A 16,982-nucleotide genomic window follows, 5' to 3' on the forward strand; every position below is an offset into this window, starting at 1 on the left:
ACTACTTCTTTGATTTTCCACATAGTTATATAGGCACTCACCTTCTTCCACTTCTTTACATACATTATCATAAAATATTTTATTACTTTAAGGAGGTTTGCTTTATGAAACCAATTAAATGGCTTTTTTCTTTGCTTGCTATTATGATTTTACTCATTCCACTAATTAGCTGCAGCAAAACAACATCTGTACAAACGGTTCGTGTCGGCGAAGTAACTCGCTCTATCTTTTATGCTCCCCAGTACGTCGCTATTTCAAAAGGCTTTTTTGAAGAAGAAGGACTAAAGGTAGATTTAAAAACAACTTGGGGCGGAGATAAGACAATGACGTCACTTTTATCTGATGGCATCGACGTCGCCTTAGTCGGCTCGGAAACGTCAATCTACGTATATGCACAAGGGTCTAGTGATCCCGTCATCAACTTTGCACAGCTAACCCAAACCGACGGAACATTTCTAGTAGCACGTAAAAAGGTCGATCAATTTTCATGGGATCAGCTTAAAGGCAAAACGTTTCTTGGTCAACGCAAAGGCGGCATGCCGCAAATGGTAGGGGAATATGTGTTAAAACAGCATAATATTGATCCTAAAAAAGATGTAAAACTCGTTCAGAACATTGATTTTGCTAACGTTGCGAATGCTTTTGCTTCTGGTACTGGAGATTACGTTCAATTATTTGAGCCAACGGCTAGTATTTTAGAGAAACAAGGAAAAGGACATATCGTTGCTTCCTTCGGAAAAGAATCAGGAACAGTTCCTTATACAACATTTATGGCCAAAGAAAGCTATTTAAAAGATAACCCTGAAGCAGCAGCTAAATTTACTCGAGCTATTTACAAAGCACAAAAATGGGTGAATACACATAGCACAGATGAAATTGCTGAAGTGGTTGCACCGTATTTTGAAGATACACCTAAAGACACGCTAAAAACTGTTATTGACCGCTATAAATCGCAAAAATCCTTTGCAACTAACCCTTTATTAGATGAGAAAGAGTGGGATCATTTACAAACAATCATGGACGAATCTGGAGAACTTCCAAGACACATTGATCACAGCAAGCTAGTCAACACAAAATTCGCAAAAGATGCAATGAGGGAGTAATATGACAAAACTTCACATTCAAGATATTCAACATATGTACCTTACGACAAAGTCTGCTACCACTGCACTTGAACATATTAATTTGTCTATTGAAGAAGGAGAATTCGTTTCCTTTCTCGGCCCAAGCGGATGTGGAAAAACGACGCTTCTATCGATTATTGCAGGCTTGATTGAACCAACGTCCGGCTCTGTCACAATAGACGGTGAAAATATCGGAACATCAGTCCCAAACATCGGTTATATGCTTCAACAAGATTATTTGTTTCCGTGGAAAACCATTAAAGAAAATATTTTACTTGGGCTTGAAATTCGCGGACAGCTAACAGATAAAACAGAGAGTAAAGCACTTTCACTTCTAAAAGAAATTGGTTTACAGGACGTAGATGACCTATATCCGCACCAGTTATCCGGAGGCATGAGACAACGCGTCGCTTTAGTCCGAACACTTGCCATTGACCCCGCTATTTTACTCTTGGATGAGCCTTTTTCAGCACTTGATTTTCAAACAAAACTCAAGCTTGAAGAACTTGTCTCCAAAACACTGATGACCTATCAAAAAACGGCCGTTTTGGTCACGCACGATATCGGCGAAGCCATTGCTATGAGCAGCCGAATCTTTTTATTCTCAGCCAAGCCGGGGAAGATCGCAAAAACATTTACGGTTCCTTCTATTTTACGAACCCTCTCTCCGTTTGAAGCACGACAGCATCCTGTCTATAACGATTTATTTATGGACATATGGAAGGAGCTTGATCAACTTGAAACCCACTAGCTCCCTAGATACTCTTCACGAAAGCTACCTTCGCAAGGTTCGGGGCGAAAAACGATTAGTACTGAGCGTGCAGATGGTCATTTTTTTAGCCTTTTTTAGCTTCTGGGAACTAGCTTCTCGTTTAAAGTGGATTGATCCTTTAATTTTCAGTTCCCCTACTAAAGTGTGGCATTTATTTTTAATTAAACTTGCCGACGGCTCGCTAGCAGAACATATTGGTTTTACATTATTTGAAACGGTTCTTGGCTTCATTTTAGGCACATTGCTAGGTATTTTACTTGCAACGGCCCTTTGGTATTCAACTAGGCTTGCAAACATATTAGACCCTTACCTCGTTATTTTAAACGCCATGCCTAAAGTAGCGCTGGGCCCTATTTTAATAGTAGCGATCGGTCCAGGATTTTTCTCAATTTTAACGATGGGAGCGATTATATCCGTTATTATTACATCCATCGTCGTTTACACAGCCTTTAAAGAAGTGGATCCAAACTATATTAAATTACTAAAAAGCTTCGGGGCAACGAAAACCCGCTGTTTTAAAGAAGCAATTCTTCCAGCTTCCATGCCTGCCATTATTTCCACATTTAAAGTAAACGTCGGTTTATCTTGGGTAGGCGTCATCGTAGGAGAATTTTTAGTTTCTTCAAAAGGGCTTGGATATATGATTATTTATGGTTTCCAAGTCTTCAACTTTACTCTTGTTCTTCTCAGCTTATTATTAATTGCCATTTTCGCTACGATTATGTACCAAGGCGTGGCTTATTTAGAAAAGAAATTGATCCGACGCTCATAAAAAATACCCCCGTACAAACGGGGGTATTTTCGTTGATATGATGCTTTTACAAAAATGTTCGCTTTACATATTTCATTACATATTGTAAAACATTATCTTTCATGATGAAGCTGTACGCATCATCTTGTTGAATGCCCGAAGGTAGTTCGTCAATCATTACGGGACCATCTGTTTCCATGTAGTCTTCTTTTTTAATTACATTTCCAATCGTAGCAAAATAAATGTTTTTAATAATAGTCTTTCCTTTACTTACTACTTTATATTGACCAATATAAGTTAAAGAAGAGACTTCTCCGCCTGTTTCTTCAAACACTTCTCGAACCGCTGCTTCTTCTGGTACTTCATTGCCTTCTAGTTTTCCTCCGGGAAATTCTAAACCTCGTTTTGAGTGATTCGTTAGCAACCATTGATTTTCATACCTGCATACGACCCAAACATGACGTGGAGTTTTCGAGAATGGATTTTTTTCAAATGATAAAAATACTTGATTATGATATGCATCCTTAAATGTGTACATGGTCGACTCAAACTCCATTTGATTTTTCCCTTATTTTATCATACATTACGGCCATACCTGATAAGAAAAGTATGCTCGTACTTTTTTTCTTTGCTTTTTACCCCTTATTCCGTTCTATCTGAAGATAAAATATTCATCTGTTTGATATGTGATTTTGTTTCATCGTCTCCCAGCTTATAAAGCATGGCATATATCTCAACTGTTGTTTTATCGTACATATCATTTTGAGAATCATGATGATATTCCAGATACGGAATATGTGATCGCCAAAAGCTTGACCAATCGCTTGAAGCGCGCTGATCTAAATAGATTCTCAGCTGCTCCACTTCTTCATCTGTTGCTTCAATCGCATAATTCCAATCTGAAGCAGTATTTGACTGATTGATTTCTCCTGAACTCAGAGATACATAATATTTTTTTGTCATGAAAGATATTCAGCTCCTTCTTTCTAGTGCCAACTTATCTTTCTTATGTGTATCTTATTCTTTTTTTATACACTCTACGATTTAAAGCGGTCTTTTAAAATCGCTATTGCTTTTTTTAACGGCTCTGGAATCGGAACCCCTACAATTCTTGCGTTTTCTGTAATTGAAATCATTTCGTTTAAAATATAGAACAAAATAGCTCCATCTCGAATAATATGACCGTTTTCCCAAAATACAGAATCGATAAAGTTTGCTACAGCAATCATGGCAAAAATAAAAATCTTTTTGGCAATTCCTTTAAAACCTACTTTGCTAGATAAACGTTTATTTATAAAAGCTGCAATTGTACCCGTCAAGTAATCCATTGCCACTAATGCTACTAAAGCCATTAGTAAATAGTCCCACTCTCCAAATAAAAAAAAAGCCAGTGAACCTAAACTTGAGATTATTAAGACAGAAAGCTTCTGCATATCCACTTTTTTCACCCTTTCAGCAGTCATAAGCAGTCATATCCCTACAGTATATGCCAGTGAAAAAAAAGTGTTCGTCCATCTTATCATAAAAAAAACCTGCGAGTACTCGCAGGTTTTACTTACTTGCCTAGGAATGATTTTAACATCCACGTATGTTTTTCTAAGCTTTGATGAATGGCTAACAGCATGTCTCCTGTTGTTTCGTCGCCCGCTTCACCGGCTGCATCCATTCCTTCTTTTAATTCAGCAGTTAGCGTATCAAAATCGCTTACTAAAGAAGCAACCATGTCTTTAGCCGTTTCGCTTCCATCCGCTTCTTTAATAGAAGAAAGTTCTAACGATTCTTTCATTGTTGCCACAGGTTTTCCTTCTAATGCTAAGAGGCGTTCTGCAAGGTCATCAATAATTGTAGCTGTTTCCGTATACAGCTCTTCAAACTTTTCATGAAGAGTGAAGAATTGTTCACCTTTCACGTACCAATGAAAATTATGAAGTTTTATGTACATTACACTAAAGTTTGCCACTTGTTTATTAACAATTTCATTTACATTTGCTGCCATGTTTTTCGCTCCTTTGTGAACTCTTTGTATAGTATAGTTGTACCCTTTTTTAGTTGATTAAAACATTTTTTTCATAAAAAGAGACATTTCCCTTTCTTTAATCATTTATCTTTTCCAAATAAAATAAGCAGCCCAGCGGACTGCTTATTTTTAGCCAAATACTTTTTCTAAATCTTCTTTGTCCTGTTCTAACCAGAACTTCATTAAGCGTTTTGCTCCTTCTAAATCGTGAAGTTTCGCTTGACCACACTGCTTTTCGTTTGCTGCTGGAATTTCAGTAATATTAATTGCATCTTTTAACGTATCGTCTAACAAGTCAATGATTTCACGTACAGTTGGCTCGCCGCTCACTACTAAGTAGTACCCAGTTTGACATCCCATAGGCGAAATATCAATAATATCAAAGTGATCGTATTTTTCTACATGAGTACGAATATTAAAAGCTAATAAATGCTCTAACGTATGAATAACGTCCGGCTTCATTGCTTGTTTGTTTGGTTGGCAAAAACGAATATCGAATTTATTTACAACGCCGTCGCTTCCCACTTTGTGAACACCGCAGTGTCTTACGTAAGGTGCTTTAACCGCATTATGATCTAGCTCAAAACTTTCTACTGATGGCATAATACCACTCCTTTTTTCTTCTTTCACCTATCATAACATGCAATTCCGATATATTTCATCCATTTAATAACCTTTATTTCTTTTAGTTGCTTTTTATTCCTTCTATCCCTTATAGTATGAGCAAACACGAAAGAAAGAACGTGATAATAAATGATTGCAAAGCTTTTGCTTTTACTTATAAAAGGATATCAAAAAGGAATTTCGCCTTTTCTTCCGGCAAGGTGCCGGTTTTACCCTACTTGCTCCCAGTACGGAGTTGAATCCATTAAACGCTTTGGTGCCGTAAAGGGATCTTATTTGACTATAAAACGCATTTTAAAATGCCACCCGTTCCATCCGGGTGGCATCGATGAAGTACCTGAGAAAAAATCACACTAAGCTTTAGTTGTTTTCGATTGCTTCATACCCATTTACAACAACATCTAGCTTTCCTGTATTTGGATCAATAACTAGTCCATGTACAGGAGTATCTTTTGAAAATAGAGGATGATTACGAATTGTCTCTACACTATGCTGAACAGTCTCTTCTACTGAATCAAAACCCGTTAACCATTTTTTCAAGTCCATAGAATATTCAATGGTATTAATCACTTCATCTGAGATGCCTTTTGCTCTTACTTTCTCTAAAAAAGGTTCCGCCTGAAGTTTACCTGCTCCGCAGTCATGGTGACCAATTACACATACCTCATCAGCTTGTAGCTCGTACACAGCTACTAAAATGCTTCGCATAATACTTCCAAATGGATGTGAAACAAGTGCTCCTGCATTTTTAACAATTTTCACGTCTCCGTTACGCAGATTTAAAGCGTGCGGAAGCAGTTCTACCAATCTTGTGTCCATACACGATAAAATAACCATTTTTTTATTAGGGAATTTGCTTGTTTCGTAAAGTTCATACTTCTTTTCTTCTACAAATTTTTTGTTGAATTCTAAAACATCTTGTAATAAGCTCATTTGCTGTCTTCTCCTTCATAAAAAAAATTCTTTCTTGTATTATAATACTTTTTCCTATAAGATGAAAAGTGTTAAATCGTAATCATTATTATTTAAAGACAAGAAAGTAGGTTATAACAGTGAAAAAAATTCCCGTTACCGTTTTAAGCGGATACCTTGGGTCAGGTAAAACAACTCTTTTGAACCATATTTTAAAAAATAAAGAAGGTTTAAAGGTCGCGGTCATTGTCAATGACATGAGCGAAGTAAATATTGATGCAGACTTAGTTAAACAAGGCGGATTTTCTCGAACAGAAGAAAAACTTGTTGAAATGCAAAATGGCTGTATTTGCTGTACGCTTCGAGATGATTTAATGAAAGAGGTAGAACGCCTGGCTGACAATGATGATATTGATTATATTGTCATTGAATCTTCCGGAATCAGCGAACCTATCCCTGTTGCTCAAACATTTACTTATATTGATGAAGAGCTTGGCATTGATTTAACTCAGAAATGTTCATTAGATACGATGGTCACTGTAGTAGATGCTAATCGCTTTTGGGAAGACTTTTCATCAGGTGAAAGCTTATTAGACCGCAAAGAAGGAACGGATGAAAACGATAAAAGAGAAGTGGTTGATTTATTAATCGATCAAATTGAATTTGCAAACGTCATTTTATTAAACAAAGTTGATTTGTTAACAAAAGATGATGCAGATGAGCTGCAGGCTGTTCTTCACAAATTAAACTCAGAGGCCACTGTTATCCAAACAATTAATAGTGAGGTAAAACTTGAAACCATACTTCATACCGACTTATTCGACTTTGAAAAAGCTAGTCAAGGAGCCGGATGGATTAAAGAATTAAATGAAGAACACCATACGCCTGAAACAGAAGAGTTTGGTATTTCTTCTTTTGTATATAGAAGGAATCGTCCCCTTCATCCTGAACGCTTTATGAAATGGTTAGAGGACTGGCCGGTTGATATTGTACGTGCAAAAGGATTTTTCTGGCTTGCTTCACGTAACCATATGGCAGGACTTCTTTCTCAAGCAGGTACGTCCATTATGATTCAAGGAGCGGGTGAATGGGTCGCAACGTACATAGCAGAGGAAAGGGAACAAACCTTAAAGGAAGAACCTGAATTACGAGCAAAATGGGATGAACAATTTGGAGACCGTATTAACGAGCTTGTATTCATTGGTATTGATATGAACAAAGCTGAAATAATTGAAACTTTAGACCACTGTTTGCTGACAAATGAGGAAATGAATCAAGATTGGGCTACTTTCAAAGACCCCCTTCCTAAGTTTACAGTAAGTGCGTAAATTTTTAGTTTTCAAATCGTAATAATTACGATATAATAACATAGGTCATAAATGGTTACGATACGAACGGAAGGAGCAACATAATGAAATTCAAACCACTTTTAATGGTGCTGGCATTAGGAATTGGAACAGCCCTTGCAGGGTGCAGTTCAAGCAGTGCAAATAACGCATCTGATAATAAAAATAAAAAATTAGAAGTTTACACAACAATTTACCCTTTACAGGATTTCACTGAAAAAATCGGTGGAAAATATGTAGAAGCTAAAAGCATTTTACCAACAGGTGTAGATGCTCACTCATTTGAACCTACCACAAAAACAATGGTCAAAATCGCAAACGCGGACGCATTCGTTTACTCAGGAATTGGGCTTGAAGGCTTTGCAGATAAAGCACAGTCTACGCTAAAGAATGAAGATGTCGCTTTAGTAGAAGCTGCAAAAGGAATTGAACTAGCAAAGAGTTCTGAAGATGAGCATGCCCATGAGGACGAACATGCACATGAAGAAGAGCATCACCACGGAGATACAGACCCTCACGTTTGGCTTGATCCTATTTTAGCTATTCAATTAGCAGAAAATATTAAAAATGAACTTGTTGAATTAAAACCAGATAAAAAAGCAGAATTTGAAAAGAACTTCCAATCCTTAAAGACTCAGCTTGAAGATGTGAACCAAGAGTTAAAAACAACGATTGGCGACGCACCTCATAAAGAAATTTTAGTATCACATGCAGCCTACGGCTACTGGGAAAAACGATACGGATTAAAGCAAATTAGCGTAGCGGGTTTATCTCCTACAAATGAGCCGTCTCAAAAACAATTAGAAAACATCGTAAAACAAGCAAAAAAAGACCATATCAAATACTTTATCTTTGACCAAAATTTAAAGCCTAAAGTGTCTACACTTGTAAAAAATGAAGTGGGAGCTCAAGCTTTAACACTTCATAACTTAGAGTCATTAACGAAAAACGATGTTAAAAATAAAGAAGATTATTTCTCCATTATGCAACACAACATTGATACGTTGAAAAAAGCATTATATTAATAAAAAAACTAGCCTCTCGGCTAGTTTTTTTATTGTAATTTATATTTTTGCTTAAAGCGTTCCACACGGCCGCCTTTATCAGCAAATTTTTGTTTTCCTGTATAAAATGGATGTGTATCCGAACTAATTTCAACTTTTAAGAGCGGATATGTGTTGCCATCTTCCCATTGAACGTTCTCATTTGATTGTTTTGTAGATCCTGATAAAAATGATGTTCCGCTATTTGTATCCATAAATACAACTTTACGATAGTCTGGATGAATATTTGTTTTCATTAAATATCTCTCCTTTAAAACAATATATACTCATTATAATCGTAATGATTACTATTTTCAAGTTATATGTTTTACCAATTCTGATGCATAAAGCGTGGTAAAAAGTGGACAATAAGGTTTATCAATACTTTACTGGAAAGGTTGAAAAATGAATGGATCATTTAGTTACTGCACGTTCAATGTTTGGTCTGAACATGGGAGTACATATCATTTTTGCCACTCTTGGCGTCGGCATTCCTCTCATGATTTTATTGGCTGAAATTCTTTACTACAAAACAAAAGATAAAGATTATGAACTTATGGCACAGCGCTGGACAAAAGGAGCTGCTGTCCTGCTTGGAGTCGCTATTCCTACGGGAACGATTGCTGGTGTGCAATTAGCGTTGCTTTGGCCGGGTTTTATGGAAATCGTAGGAAAAGTGATGGCTCTTCCTTTTCAAATTGAAATTTATGCTTTCTTTATTGAGGCTCTTTTTCTCTCTATTTACGTATACGCAGCGGACCGTATTTCTCGAAAAATGAGGATTATCAGTCTCATTTTAGTAGCAATAGGCGCTCTTGCCTCTGCCGTTTTAATTACAAACGTGCACGCATTTGAAGGAACACCTGCTGGCTTTCGAATTTTAAATGGCGAAATTGTAAGCGTAGATCCTTGGGCAGCTTTCTTTAATCCGAGTTTCTTTGTAACGTCCGGTCACGTAGCCGTTTCTGCTTATACAACCGGAGGCTTTGTCATTGCTTCAGTCGCTGCCTTTAAAATGCTTCGTGCGCGAAAACATAATCCAAGAGAATATAAATTTCATCATAAAGCATTGATGATGGGATTAGTAATCGGCGGGATTTTTTCTTTTGTAACAGCTTTGAATGGACATGAATCGATGCAAAAAGTATACGAATATCAACCCGAAAAACTTGCAGCAGCTGAAGGTCTATTTGAAACGCAAGATCATGCGCCATTAGCTTTAGGCGGATTTACAGATGAAAAAGAACAGCGAGTCAAGTATGGCATTGAGTTTCCATGGATGCTCAGCTTCTTGTCGGGTAATAGCTTTAATACAGTGATTACTGGACTCAATGACTTCCCTAGAGATTATTGGCCGCCGCTTTTTGTGCATACCTTGTTTAACGGTATGGTCATTATCGGATCGATTTTAATTTTAGTGGCGCTAGTGGGCGTTGTTTGGTACAAGTTTTTAAAGAAGAAAAGCTTCCCTAAAGTTTTCATGTGGGCATTTGTCGCAACGGGCCCTCTCGCGATCATGGGCATTGAATTCGGATGGATTTTCGCATGTACAGGCAGACAACCCTGGGTCATTTACCGCATCATGCGTACATCAGAAGCCGTTACTACTTCTGCTAATTTGCATATTTTATTTTTCTTGTTTTTGCTTGTTTATATCGTACTCGTGGCCGCAGTCGCCCTTGTACTGGTGTTTTATTTTAGACGAAATCCGCTTTCTAAAGAGCTTGCTGCGCAAGCAGATTAAAAAGGATGTGAGAATATGGGTGATTCATTACTAGCAATTACTGTAATATGGGGCTTCATTTTTATCTATGCTGTAATGGGAACGATGGACTTTGGAGCTGGTTTTTGGTCGATGGTCTATATTAACCGTACGAAAACAAATGCTACAGATGTAGCAAACAGATATCTATCGCCTACTTGGGAAGTAACCAATGTATTTATCGTTGCGATTGTTGTTGCGCTGTTTAGCTTTTTTCCGCGAGCTACATTTACGCTTGGAACAGTGCTACTAGTACCGGGGAGTATCATTTTACTTCTCTTATCTATTCGAAGCGGATTTTTAGTGTTTTCACACTATGCTGGCAGCTTCAAATATCGGAGAGCGTTGGTTTACGTATCTGGTATATCTGGCGTATTAATTCCCGCTTTTTTAATCGCCGTACTGCCCGTAAGTCAAGGTGGATTTATTGATGTAATTGACGGAACGCAGCGATTAAATTTAGCAAGAGTGTTTTCAAGTCCGCACGTCTATTCATTTATTGGTTTTGCCATTACTTCTTCCCTGTTTCTGTCGTCTCTTTTATTAGCAGACTACTCGAAGTCATCTGACGAAATGGAAGCTTATGCGGTCTATCGGCGCGATGCGCTCATTACAGGACCTCTTTCACTGCTAATGGCTATCTTTATTATGATTACAATGCAATCAGAAGCCAGCTGGTTATATGATAAAATGATGCAGTTTAAGCCTCTTCTTTACGGGTCTGTAGGTCTATTTGTAGTAGCTGGTATTGCTCTGCTGCTGCCTTCTCAAAAAGGAAAAGGAATGCCTCGTTTAGCCGTGGTATCAATCGTCCTTCAATATTTCTTAGCAAGTTACGTATACGGACGAAGTCATTTACCGTATGTCGTGTATCCAAACGTAACGATTGAGAATGGATTTACACATCCCGATGCGTTCCATTCGTTATTTATTGTGTATATTGTTGGCTTTGCGATTTTATTTCCTGGATTCTTTTATTTCTGGCGTCTATTTATGAAAGATAATAAAGAATACAGCAAAAAGAAGCCATATTAAAAACCCGGTCAGCACTTGACCGGGTTTTCTTATGAAGCAGCAGATTTTGCCACTACTTCAGCAAAGTCTTTAGCAAATACCTTACATTTTTCTACATCTTCTCCAAAGGGAGAAAGCTCGATTTTCAAACCAGGAACAGCTATATTTCCGTTGCGTCCCTTTATTTTTTCTTCAATTAAATCAACTGCTCCGCAAAAAACATCATATGATGAATCACCTGAACCAAATACAGCCATCTGCTTTTGACTGAGATCTATATCATCCATTTCATCATAAAGATCTAAAAAATCATCTGGCAGCTCTCCATCTCCCCACGTATAAGCTCCAAAGATAATAGATTCTGCCAATACAAGGTCCGAAGCAGCAATGTCATATACTTCTGCTCGTTTCACATGCAATCCATGCTTGACTAATTCTTCTTCGATCAAATCGGCTATCGCTTCTGTGTTGCCTGACATACTCGCATAAGCTAGTAAGATTTCCTTCATGTAAATGACGCTCCTTTACACCAGCAGTGTGGGCCGCACATCCCCTTCTTCATCACATTCTTGCTTAAGAGGACAGTTTTCACACTCACTGGATGCATAGTTCTTTTGAAAATGTTTTGGTTCCATTAACACACTTTTGACAATATGTAGTTGAAGTATGGCCTTTTCATAATCGCCTGTTGCAATATAATAAGTTGTTGTTTCTCCGGTTAATAATGAATAAAAACGAATTTGTTCAGGAACCTTTTGAAAAGCTTGTTTCGAAAAAACGATAATAAAGTCTTTCATTGCGTTCTTCACTTCTTCATGGTCATCTAGAATGAATTTTGTTACCGTATAAGACTTCTCTGTCCATGCAGCAAAATCAATGGTCAGAGAAAGGTTGCTTTGAATTTCTTCTACATAAACGCTGTATTTTTCAAACACAAAAAGTGGTAGCTCCACATGTGTTTTCTCGCCTAAAAACCTCAGTAAATAATCACTTACTTTAGCTAACACATCGTAATAGTGAATGGGTGATGAAAACATATTTGGCTTTAGGCGCCAATATTTTTCAATAAGCTGTAAAACATAGAGGTTTGAGCGATACTCAACTGGCTTGCTATAGTATGTTTTAATGATTTGATGGACGGTTACTTGAACATGCTGTTTCCAATCTATAGATGTCTTTTTCAAAAGAAGCTGCTGCTGATAAAATTTGTACGGACATCGAATAAATTGTTCGATGTGGTTATTGGAGAGTGTCTTTATATGCACTTTTATCGGTTCCATCTATGTCTCACCACCCTAATTGAAATTCATTCTCAATAATGATCAAAAATTAAATCATGAAATTTGCTCAATCACTTTACGAATAGCACTCCATGAATGTTTGACGAAATAAATTGGTTTTTGCTGTTTTTTTGCTTTCTCTTTAATGACTTTTGCCATATTGTGATTAATAAAATCCGTAATAACTAATACAAACCCAATATGTTCGGGAATTTCTCGCTTCACCATATTGCTTTTACGGCCATCTAAATGAATTACTTCATTAAACCCTTCTCCCGCTAGACGATCTGTAATATGCTTTAACCTGTCTCCTCCTACAACCATGACTGATGACATGTTTGTTCCCTCCCAATTAATTATTCATTTAATGATTTGACAACAACCTGTATTCTTTACTATATATACAGTTTAATTGAGAATGATTCTCTTTGTCAATGTTTAATTGATAAAAATTCTCAATTAAAATGAAAGTCTACCACCTTTCTTATAAGTTAGTTGAATTTTGACCATACTATAGCTATCACATACAAAGGAGGGTTAACGTTGGAACAAAACATTCTTTGTGAAGTAAATAACTGTCACTTTTGGAAAAATGGAAATCACTGCAGTGCAGAAGAAATTTACGTAGTAAGTCATAGCGGAAAACATGCAGCAAGCAGCTATGAAACAGACTGTAAAACGTTCAAGCCAACTGAAGCGTAACCCGCAAAAGGACAGCCTCTGGGTTGTCTTTTTTCTCTCTTCAAGATCATAAAAAAGGAGACTAGTATGAAGACTGAACAACTGATTCATTTTTTTAAAGAAGAAGCCATAAAAGCAAATGAACAAACCTTTCCAATCTATGTACAATCATTTACTCATTTATGGACATACAAATGGGGAACACTTGAAAACATTCCAGAAGAAATTGATGACTTAATTACCACACGTGCGTTAGAACTTGGACTTATTCACTTAAAAAAAGCTGACTAATCAATAAGGAAATTAGTCAGCTTTTGTGTTTATAAATCATCAAATCCATTTGCATCTGATGCTTTTGTATATTGTCGTGATTTCTGTTCAAAGAAATCGGTTTTCCCTAAATCTACCTCTTGATAAGCAATAATCCAACGAAGAGGATTTTCAATCGGTGCTTCTGGGAAAGCAGCTCGACCGAAGCCTAACTGATTACAGCGTTTATTCGCCATATATTCAATGTACTGCTGCAGTTCTTTCATCGTAATGCCGTCGAATTTTTCTCCAATAACAGATTCCGCCCATTCAATTTCAAGACGAGCTGCCTCTTGGAACGTTTCAACTACAAACGTTTCTAGCTCCTCCGTACGATAAGCTGGATTTTCATTTAGTACTTCCTTGAAAATCTTTTCAAATAACCCAACGTGAAGCTGTTCATCACGATTGATATAATTAATCATCGTAGATGTCGCCACCATCTTTTGATTTCTCGCAAGATTATAGAAGAACGCAAATCCGCTATAGAAGAAAAGTCCTTCTAAAATAACATCATATACCATAGACTTCAAAAAGTTTTCAACCGTTGCTTCTTCGCTAAATGCTTTATATCCGTTTGTAATAAAGTCATTTCGTGCGCGAAGCTTTTCGTCTGTACGCCAGTATTCAAATACTTCATCTTGTTTTCCTTTTGGTACAAGACTTGATAAAACATATGAATACGAATGATTATGAACCACTTCTTGCTGCGCTAAAATAATCATTAGAGCGTTAATCGAAGAATCGGTTACATAGTCAGCTACTTTGCTAGCATAATCTGATTGAATACTGTCCAGTAGCGCCAGCAGGCCAATAATTTTTAGAAAGCTCTCTTGTTCGTCAGCGGTTAACTGAGGGAACTGTTTAATATCTTGACCCATATTAATTTCAAACGGCGTCCAGAAATTAGCTAGCATACGCTTGTATTTAGGGAACGCCCATGAAAATCGGACGTCATCCCAGTTTAGAATATTGGAGCTCTTGCCGTTGATGATTCCTGTCGAACGGTTCGGAGCTGTTTCGTTCATTAATTCTCGTTTTAACATGCTTGTCATCAATTATTCACTCCTTTTAACTATGACAGCTTTCACATTCTTCAATGACTTCACTTGATGTTGAACGTACGTAATAGGTCGTTTTTAATTTTTCTTTCCATGCCGTCATATGAAGATCCAGCAGCTCTTTTGCTCGGATATCATTTTGTACATATAAATTGAATGAAATAGATTGATCAATATGACGCTGGCGCTTGGCGTTTTGCTTAATGCTCCAGTGCTGATCAATTAAATAAACGGACTTATAATACCAGTTTGTTGCTGGCGATAAATCTGGTGCCGTCACTGGGATTTTATAGTTTTTCTTTTCCTCTGAATAAAACTTACGGAAAATCGGATCAATACTTGCCGTAGAACCCGCGATAATAGATGTTGATGAATTAGGTGCTACAGCCATTAAATATCCATTTCTTATCCCATTGCTTTGAACTTCGCTACGCAGTTCACTCCACGCTTCGCTCGTGTATTCACGTGTTTCAAAATAAGCGCCTGACTCAAAATCTGAGCCTTTAAATAATGGATATGCGCCTTTTTCTTTAGCTAAGTTCATGCTTGCCTGCACGGTTAAGTAAGAAATTTGTTCATACAATTCATCGCAATATGCTACCGCTTCATCTGTCTCCCATGCTATTTTCTTTAAGGCAAGCAAATGGTTCCAGCCAAATGTGCCAAGCCCTACTGCGCGGTACTTTTGATTCGTTAGCTTTGCTTGAAGTACCGGCAAATCATTTAACTCAATAACATTATCAAGCATGCGTACTTGAATTGGAATTAAACGTTCAAGTACATCTTCAGTTACGGCTCTCGCTAAGTTAATAGAAGAAAGATTACATACAACAAAATCGCCCGGATTCTTTGTAATAATAATTTTTCCGTCTTCCGTAATTTCCTCTGTTACGACCGTTGTACTTTGGTTTTGCGTGATTTCTGTACATAAGTTACTGCAGTAAATCATGCCCGCGTGTCGGTTTTGATTAGCTCGGTTAACCGTATCACGATAGAACATATAAGGAGTTCCGGTTTCAAGCTGCGAAAGCATAATGCGCTTGAAGATCTCAATAGCAGGCACTGTTTCTCTTGAAAGCTGTTCATTGTTTACACACTCAGCGTAACGAGTGCGGAACGAACCGCTGCCTTCTTCTTCATCATAAAAATCTTCTAACGAGTAGCCCATCAGCGTACGAACTTCGTGAGGATCGAATAAGTGCCAGTCTTCACGTGCTTCTACTTTTTCCATAAACAAATCTGGCAAACATACGCCAGTGAATAAATCATGCGTGCGCTGGCGTTCATCACCATTGTTCAAACGCGCGTCTAAGAATGAAAAAATGTCTTTATGCCAAACATCTAAATATACAGCAATAGCTCCTTGTCGTTGACCTAGCTGATCGACACTTACAGCCGTATTATTTAGCTGTTTCATCCATGGAATTGTTCCTGATGATACGCCTTTAAAACCTTTTATATCACTTCCTCGGCTTCTAATATGACCGAGGTAGACACCAATTCCGCCTCCATTTTTACTAAGCGTGGCCAAATCTGTATTGCTATCATAAATACCGCGTAAGCTGTCATCAATCGTATCAATAAAGCAGCTAGATAGCTGTCCGTAGCTCTTTCCTGCGTTTGAGAGTGTTGGTGTGGCAACCGTCATATATAGACTAGAAAGCGCCCAGTACGCTTCTTTTACTAATGCTGTTCGATTTTCTTTCTTTTCTTGAGACATCAGCGTCATAGCAATGATAAGAAAACGTTCTTGCGGTAATTCGTATACACGCTTATCATGTGATGTCGCTAAATAGCGATCTGCTAATGTCAGCAATCCAATGTATGTAAATAAACGATCGCGTTCAGGAATAATGACTGAAGCAATTTCATTAATTTCTTCTTCTGTATATGTTTTTAATAGCTGTTTATTATAAATGCCGATTTTTGTTAGTTCTTGAATAAGCTGATAAAACGAACCGTACTTCTCTTTTTTATCATAACCTCGGTTGTCCGCTGCTTTTCGATATAGTTCGTTTAAGTAGACGTCTGCCGCCACGTACGTCCAATCTGGTTCTTCCATTGAAATACGCTCTAGGGCTGCCAAAATTAGTACGTTTGCAACCTTTTCGTCCGTCATATTTTCCTTTACTGTAACAGTTTGAATAACCTTTTCCTCATACAAAGAAAAATCAAGTTGCGTAAATTCTTTTTTTAAACGTTCAATATATGCAGTTAATTCATGTAGAATTGTAGGCTTTAATGTATTCACCATAAATATGGCTCCTCTCTTCACTTCAAAATAAA

Annotated in this window: 22 protein-coding genes; 10 read left to right on the top strand and 12 right to left on the bottom strand. The window is 37.4% G+C overall.

Annotated features, from left to right (window positions below; genetic code table 11):
• Positions 1-104: 104 nt before the first annotated feature.
• From CEQ83_RS23630 to CEQ83_RS23640, 3 genes are all read left to right on the top strand, one after another.
• A complete protein-coding gene (locus CEQ83_RS23630) occupies positions 105-1,103 on the top strand; it encodes an ABC transporter substrate-binding protein (RefSeq protein ID WP_028411851.1) in 999 nt (332 codons plus the stop codon).
• A gap of 1 nt (position 1,104) precedes the next feature.
• Complete coding sequence (locus CEQ83_RS23635; protein ID WP_028411852.1) at positions 1,105-1,875, top strand: ABC transporter ATP-binding protein; 771 nt, start codon at positions 1,105-1,107, stop codon at positions 1,873-1,875.
• Between the two features lie 73 nt (positions 1,876-1,948).
• Complete coding sequence (locus CEQ83_RS23640; protein WP_223269001.1) at positions 1,949-2,668, top strand: ABC transporter permease; 720 nt, start codon at positions 1,949-1,951, stop codon at positions 2,666-2,668.
• A 46-nt stretch (positions 2,669-2,714) separates the two neighbouring features.
• On the opposite strand, the gene ytkD is transcribed toward CEQ83_RS23640, so the two are convergent.
• The 5 genes from ytkD to CEQ83_RS23665 all read right to left on the bottom strand — a co-directional run bounded on the left by ytkD (position 2,715) and on the right by CEQ83_RS23665 (position 5,267).
• Complete coding sequence (ytkD, locus tag CEQ83_RS23645) at positions 2,715-3,185, bottom strand: RNA deprotection pyrophosphohydrolase (RefSeq protein ID WP_013059543.1); 471 nt, start codon at positions 3,183-3,185, stop codon at positions 2,715-2,717.
• A gap of 104 nt (positions 3,186-3,289) precedes the next feature.
• The gene (locus CEQ83_RS23650) at positions 3,290-3,610 is read right to left on the bottom strand and encodes a hypothetical protein (protein WP_028411854.1); all 321 of its coding nucleotides are present in this window, start codon (positions 3,608-3,610) and stop codon (positions 3,290-3,292) included.
• Positions 3,611-3,684: 74 nt separating this feature from the next.
• Positions 3,685-4,110, bottom strand: a complete 426-nt coding sequence (locus CEQ83_RS23655; protein ID WP_014457957.1) for a phage holin family protein — start codon at positions 4,108-4,110, stop codon at positions 3,685-3,687.
• Positions 4,111-4,202: 92 nt separating this feature from the next.
• Positions 4,203-4,643: a Dps family protein gene (locus tag CEQ83_RS23660; protein ID WP_013059546.1), complete on the bottom strand. Its 441-nt coding sequence runs from the start codon at positions 4,641-4,643 to the stop codon at positions 4,203-4,205.
• A gap of 150 nt (positions 4,644-4,793) precedes the next feature.
• Positions 4,794-5,267, bottom strand: a complete 474-nt coding sequence (locus tag CEQ83_RS23665; RefSeq protein WP_013059547.1) for an S-ribosylhomocysteine lyase — start codon at positions 5,265-5,267, stop codon at positions 4,794-4,796.
• Between the two features lie 150 nt (positions 5,268-5,417).
• Here CEQ83_RS23665 and yidD point away from each other — a divergent pair, with 150 nt between their 5' ends.
• Entirely contained in the window at positions 5,418-5,645 is a 228-nt protein-coding gene (gene yidD, locus CEQ83_RS23670) for a membrane protein insertion efficiency factor YidD (protein WP_080754454.1), read from the top strand.
• A 3-nt stretch (positions 5,646-5,648) separates the two neighbouring features.
• On the opposite strand, the gene CEQ83_RS23675 is transcribed toward yidD, so the two are convergent.
• Complete coding sequence (locus tag CEQ83_RS23675) at positions 5,649-6,221, bottom strand: beta-class carbonic anhydrase (protein ID WP_028411855.1); 573 nt, start codon at positions 6,219-6,221, stop codon at positions 5,649-5,651.
• A 119-nt stretch (positions 6,222-6,340) separates the two neighbouring features.
• On the opposite strand from CEQ83_RS23675, the gene CEQ83_RS23680 reads away from it, so the two are divergent.
• Both CEQ83_RS23680 and CEQ83_RS23685 read left to right on the top strand, forming a co-directional pair.
• A complete protein-coding gene (locus CEQ83_RS23680) occupies positions 6,341-7,528 on the top strand; it encodes a GTP-binding protein (protein ID WP_028411856.1) in 1,188 nt (395 codons plus the stop codon).
• Positions 7,529-7,611: 83 nt separating this feature from the next.
• Entirely contained in the window at positions 7,612-8,571 is a 960-nt protein-coding gene (locus CEQ83_RS23685) for a metal ABC transporter solute-binding protein, Zn/Mn family (protein ID WP_028411857.1), read from the top strand.
• Positions 8,572-8,600: 29 nt separating this feature from the next.
• On the opposite strand, the gene CEQ83_RS23690 is transcribed toward CEQ83_RS23685, so the two are convergent.
• Positions 8,601-8,846: a type B 50S ribosomal protein L31 gene (locus tag CEQ83_RS23690; protein WP_028411858.1), complete on the bottom strand. Its 246-nt coding sequence runs from the start codon at positions 8,844-8,846 to the stop codon at positions 8,601-8,603.
• Positions 8,847-8,998: 152 nt separating this feature from the next.
• Here CEQ83_RS23690 and CEQ83_RS23695 point away from each other — a divergent pair, with 152 nt between their 5' ends.
• Together CEQ83_RS23695 and CEQ83_RS23700 are read left to right on the top strand one after the other, a co-directional pair.
• Positions 8,999-10,333, top strand: a complete 1,335-nt coding sequence (locus tag CEQ83_RS23695; protein WP_028411859.1) for a cytochrome ubiquinol oxidase subunit I — start codon at positions 8,999-9,001, stop codon at positions 10,331-10,333.
• Positions 10,334-10,348: 15 nt separating this feature from the next.
• Positions 10,349-11,386 (top strand): cytochrome d ubiquinol oxidase subunit II, encoded by a 1,038-nt coding sequence (locus CEQ83_RS23700; protein ID WP_028411860.1) that lies wholly within the window; start codon positions 10,349-10,351, stop codon positions 11,384-11,386.
• Between the two features lie 29 nt (positions 11,387-11,415).
• Here the strand turns inward: CEQ83_RS23700 and CEQ83_RS23705 are convergent, their stop codons facing one another.
• Genes CEQ83_RS23705 through CEQ83_RS23715 form a run of 3 tightly spaced genes read right to left on the bottom strand, consistent with a single transcriptional unit; the run spans position 11,416 to position 12,981 of the window.
• On the bottom strand, positions 11,416-11,874 hold the full coding sequence (locus CEQ83_RS23705; protein WP_028411861.1) for a flavodoxin: 459 nt from the start codon (positions 11,872-11,874) through the stop codon (positions 11,416-11,418).
• Positions 11,875-11,889: 15 nt separating this feature from the next.
• Entirely contained in the window at positions 11,890-12,645 is a 756-nt protein-coding gene (locus CEQ83_RS23710) for a hypothetical protein (protein ID WP_223546271.1), read from the bottom strand.
• A gap of 54 nt (positions 12,646-12,699) precedes the next feature.
• The gene (locus CEQ83_RS23715) at positions 12,700-12,981 is read right to left on the bottom strand and encodes a DUF2325 domain-containing protein (RefSeq protein WP_028411863.1); all 282 of its coding nucleotides are present in this window, start codon (positions 12,979-12,981) and stop codon (positions 12,700-12,702) included.
• Positions 12,982-13,188: 207 nt separating this feature from the next.
• Between CEQ83_RS23715 and CEQ83_RS23720 the strand changes: the two genes are divergently transcribed.
• Positions 13,189-13,347 (top strand): DUF1540 domain-containing protein, encoded by a 159-nt coding sequence (locus CEQ83_RS23720; RefSeq protein WP_013059558.1) that lies wholly within the window; start codon positions 13,189-13,191, stop codon positions 13,345-13,347.
• 66 nt (positions 13,348-13,413) lie between these two features.
• Positions 13,414-13,617, top strand: a complete 204-nt coding sequence (locus CEQ83_RS23725) for a hypothetical protein (protein WP_013059559.1) — start codon at positions 13,414-13,416, stop codon at positions 13,615-13,617.
• Positions 13,618-13,646: 29 nt separating this feature from the next.
• On the opposite strand, the gene CEQ83_RS23730 is transcribed toward CEQ83_RS23725, so the two are convergent.
• A complete protein-coding gene (locus CEQ83_RS23730; protein WP_013059560.1) occupies positions 13,647-14,690 on the bottom strand; it encodes a ribonucleotide-diphosphate reductase subunit beta in 1,044 nt (347 codons plus the stop codon).
• Between the two features lie 16 nt (positions 14,691-14,706).
• Positions 14,707-16,950, bottom strand: coding sequence for a ribonucleoside-diphosphate reductase subunit alpha (locus CEQ83_RS23735; protein WP_028411864.1), 2,244 nt, complete (start codon positions 16,948-16,950; stop codon positions 14,707-14,709).
• Positions 16,951-16,982 lie beyond the last annotated feature (32 nt).

The organism is Priestia megaterium, assembly GCF_009497655.1.
Classification (GTDB): domain Bacteria; phylum Bacillota; class Bacilli; order Bacillales; family Bacillaceae_H; genus Priestia; species Priestia zanthoxyli.

What these genes read in the sequence shown, in the direction of transcription:
- CEQ83_RS23640 (WP_223269001.1), top strand. Translation starts at nt 1,949, where the DNA reads ATGGTCATTTTTTTAGCCTTTTTTAGCTTCTGGGAACTAGCTTCTCGT.
- CEQ83_RS23685 (WP_028411857.1), top strand. Translation starts at nt 7,612, where the DNA reads ATGAAATTCAAACCACTTTTAATGGTGCTGGCATTAGGAATTGGAACA.
- yidD (WP_080754454.1), top strand. Translation starts at nt 5,418, where the DNA reads ATGATTGCAAAGCTTTTGCTTTTACTTATAAAAGGATATCAAAAAGGA.
- CEQ83_RS23715 (WP_028411863.1), bottom strand. Translation starts at nt 12,981, where the DNA reads ATGTCATCAGTCATGGTTGTAGGAGGAGACAGGTTAAAGCATATTACA.
- CEQ83_RS23710 (WP_223546271.1), bottom strand. Translation starts at nt 12,645, where the DNA reads ATGGAACCGATAAAAGTGCATATAAAGACACTCTCCAATAACCACATC.
- CEQ83_RS23695 (WP_028411859.1), top strand. Translation starts at nt 8,999, where the DNA reads ATGGATCATTTAGTTACTGCACGTTCAATGTTTGGTCTGAACATGGGA.
- CEQ83_RS23700 (WP_028411860.1), top strand. Translation starts at nt 10,349, where the DNA reads ATGGGTGATTCATTACTAGCAATTACTGTAATATGGGGCTTCATTTTT.
- CEQ83_RS23655 (WP_014457957.1), bottom strand. Translation starts at nt 4,110, where the DNA reads ATGACTGCTGAAAGGGTGAAAAAAGTGGATATGCAGAAGCTTTCTGTC.
- CEQ83_RS23660 (WP_013059546.1), bottom strand. Translation starts at nt 4,643, where the DNA reads ATGGCAGCAAATGTAAATGAAATTGTTAATAAACAAGTGGCAAACTTT.
- CEQ83_RS23675 (WP_028411855.1), bottom strand. Translation starts at nt 6,221, where the DNA reads ATGAGCTTATTACAAGATGTTTTAGAATTCAACAAAAAATTTGTAGAA.
- CEQ83_RS23735 (WP_028411864.1), bottom strand. Translation starts at nt 16,950, where the DNA reads ATGGTGAATACATTAAAGCCTACAATTCTACATGAATTAACTGCATAT.
- CEQ83_RS23725 (WP_013059559.1), top strand. Translation starts at nt 13,414, where the DNA reads ATGAAGACTGAACAACTGATTCATTTTTTTAAAGAAGAAGCCATAAAA.
- CEQ83_RS23665 (WP_013059547.1), bottom strand. Translation starts at nt 5,267, where the DNA reads ATGCCATCAGTAGAAAGTTTTGAGCTAGATCATAATGCGGTTAAAGCA.
- CEQ83_RS23705 (WP_028411861.1), bottom strand. Translation starts at nt 11,874, where the DNA reads ATGAAGGAAATCTTACTAGCTTATGCGAGTATGTCAGGCAACACAGAA.
- ytkD (WP_013059543.1), bottom strand. Translation starts at nt 3,185, where the DNA reads ATGTACACATTTAAGGATGCATATCATAATCAAGTATTTTTATCATTT.
- CEQ83_RS23690 (WP_028411858.1), bottom strand. Translation starts at nt 8,846, where the DNA reads ATGAAAACAAATATTCATCCAGACTATCGTAAAGTTGTATTTATGGAT.
- CEQ83_RS23730 (WP_013059560.1), bottom strand. Translation starts at nt 14,690, where the DNA reads ATGACAAGCATGTTAAAACGAGAATTAATGAACGAAACAGCTCCGAAC.
- CEQ83_RS23630 (WP_028411851.1), top strand. Translation starts at nt 105, where the DNA reads ATGAAACCAATTAAATGGCTTTTTTCTTTGCTTGCTATTATGATTTTA.
- CEQ83_RS23635 (WP_028411852.1), top strand. Translation starts at nt 1,105, where the DNA reads ATGACAAAACTTCACATTCAAGATATTCAACATATGTACCTTACGACA.
- CEQ83_RS23650 (WP_028411854.1), bottom strand. Translation starts at nt 3,610, where the DNA reads ATGACAAAAAAATATTATGTATCTCTGAGTTCAGGAGAAATCAATCAG.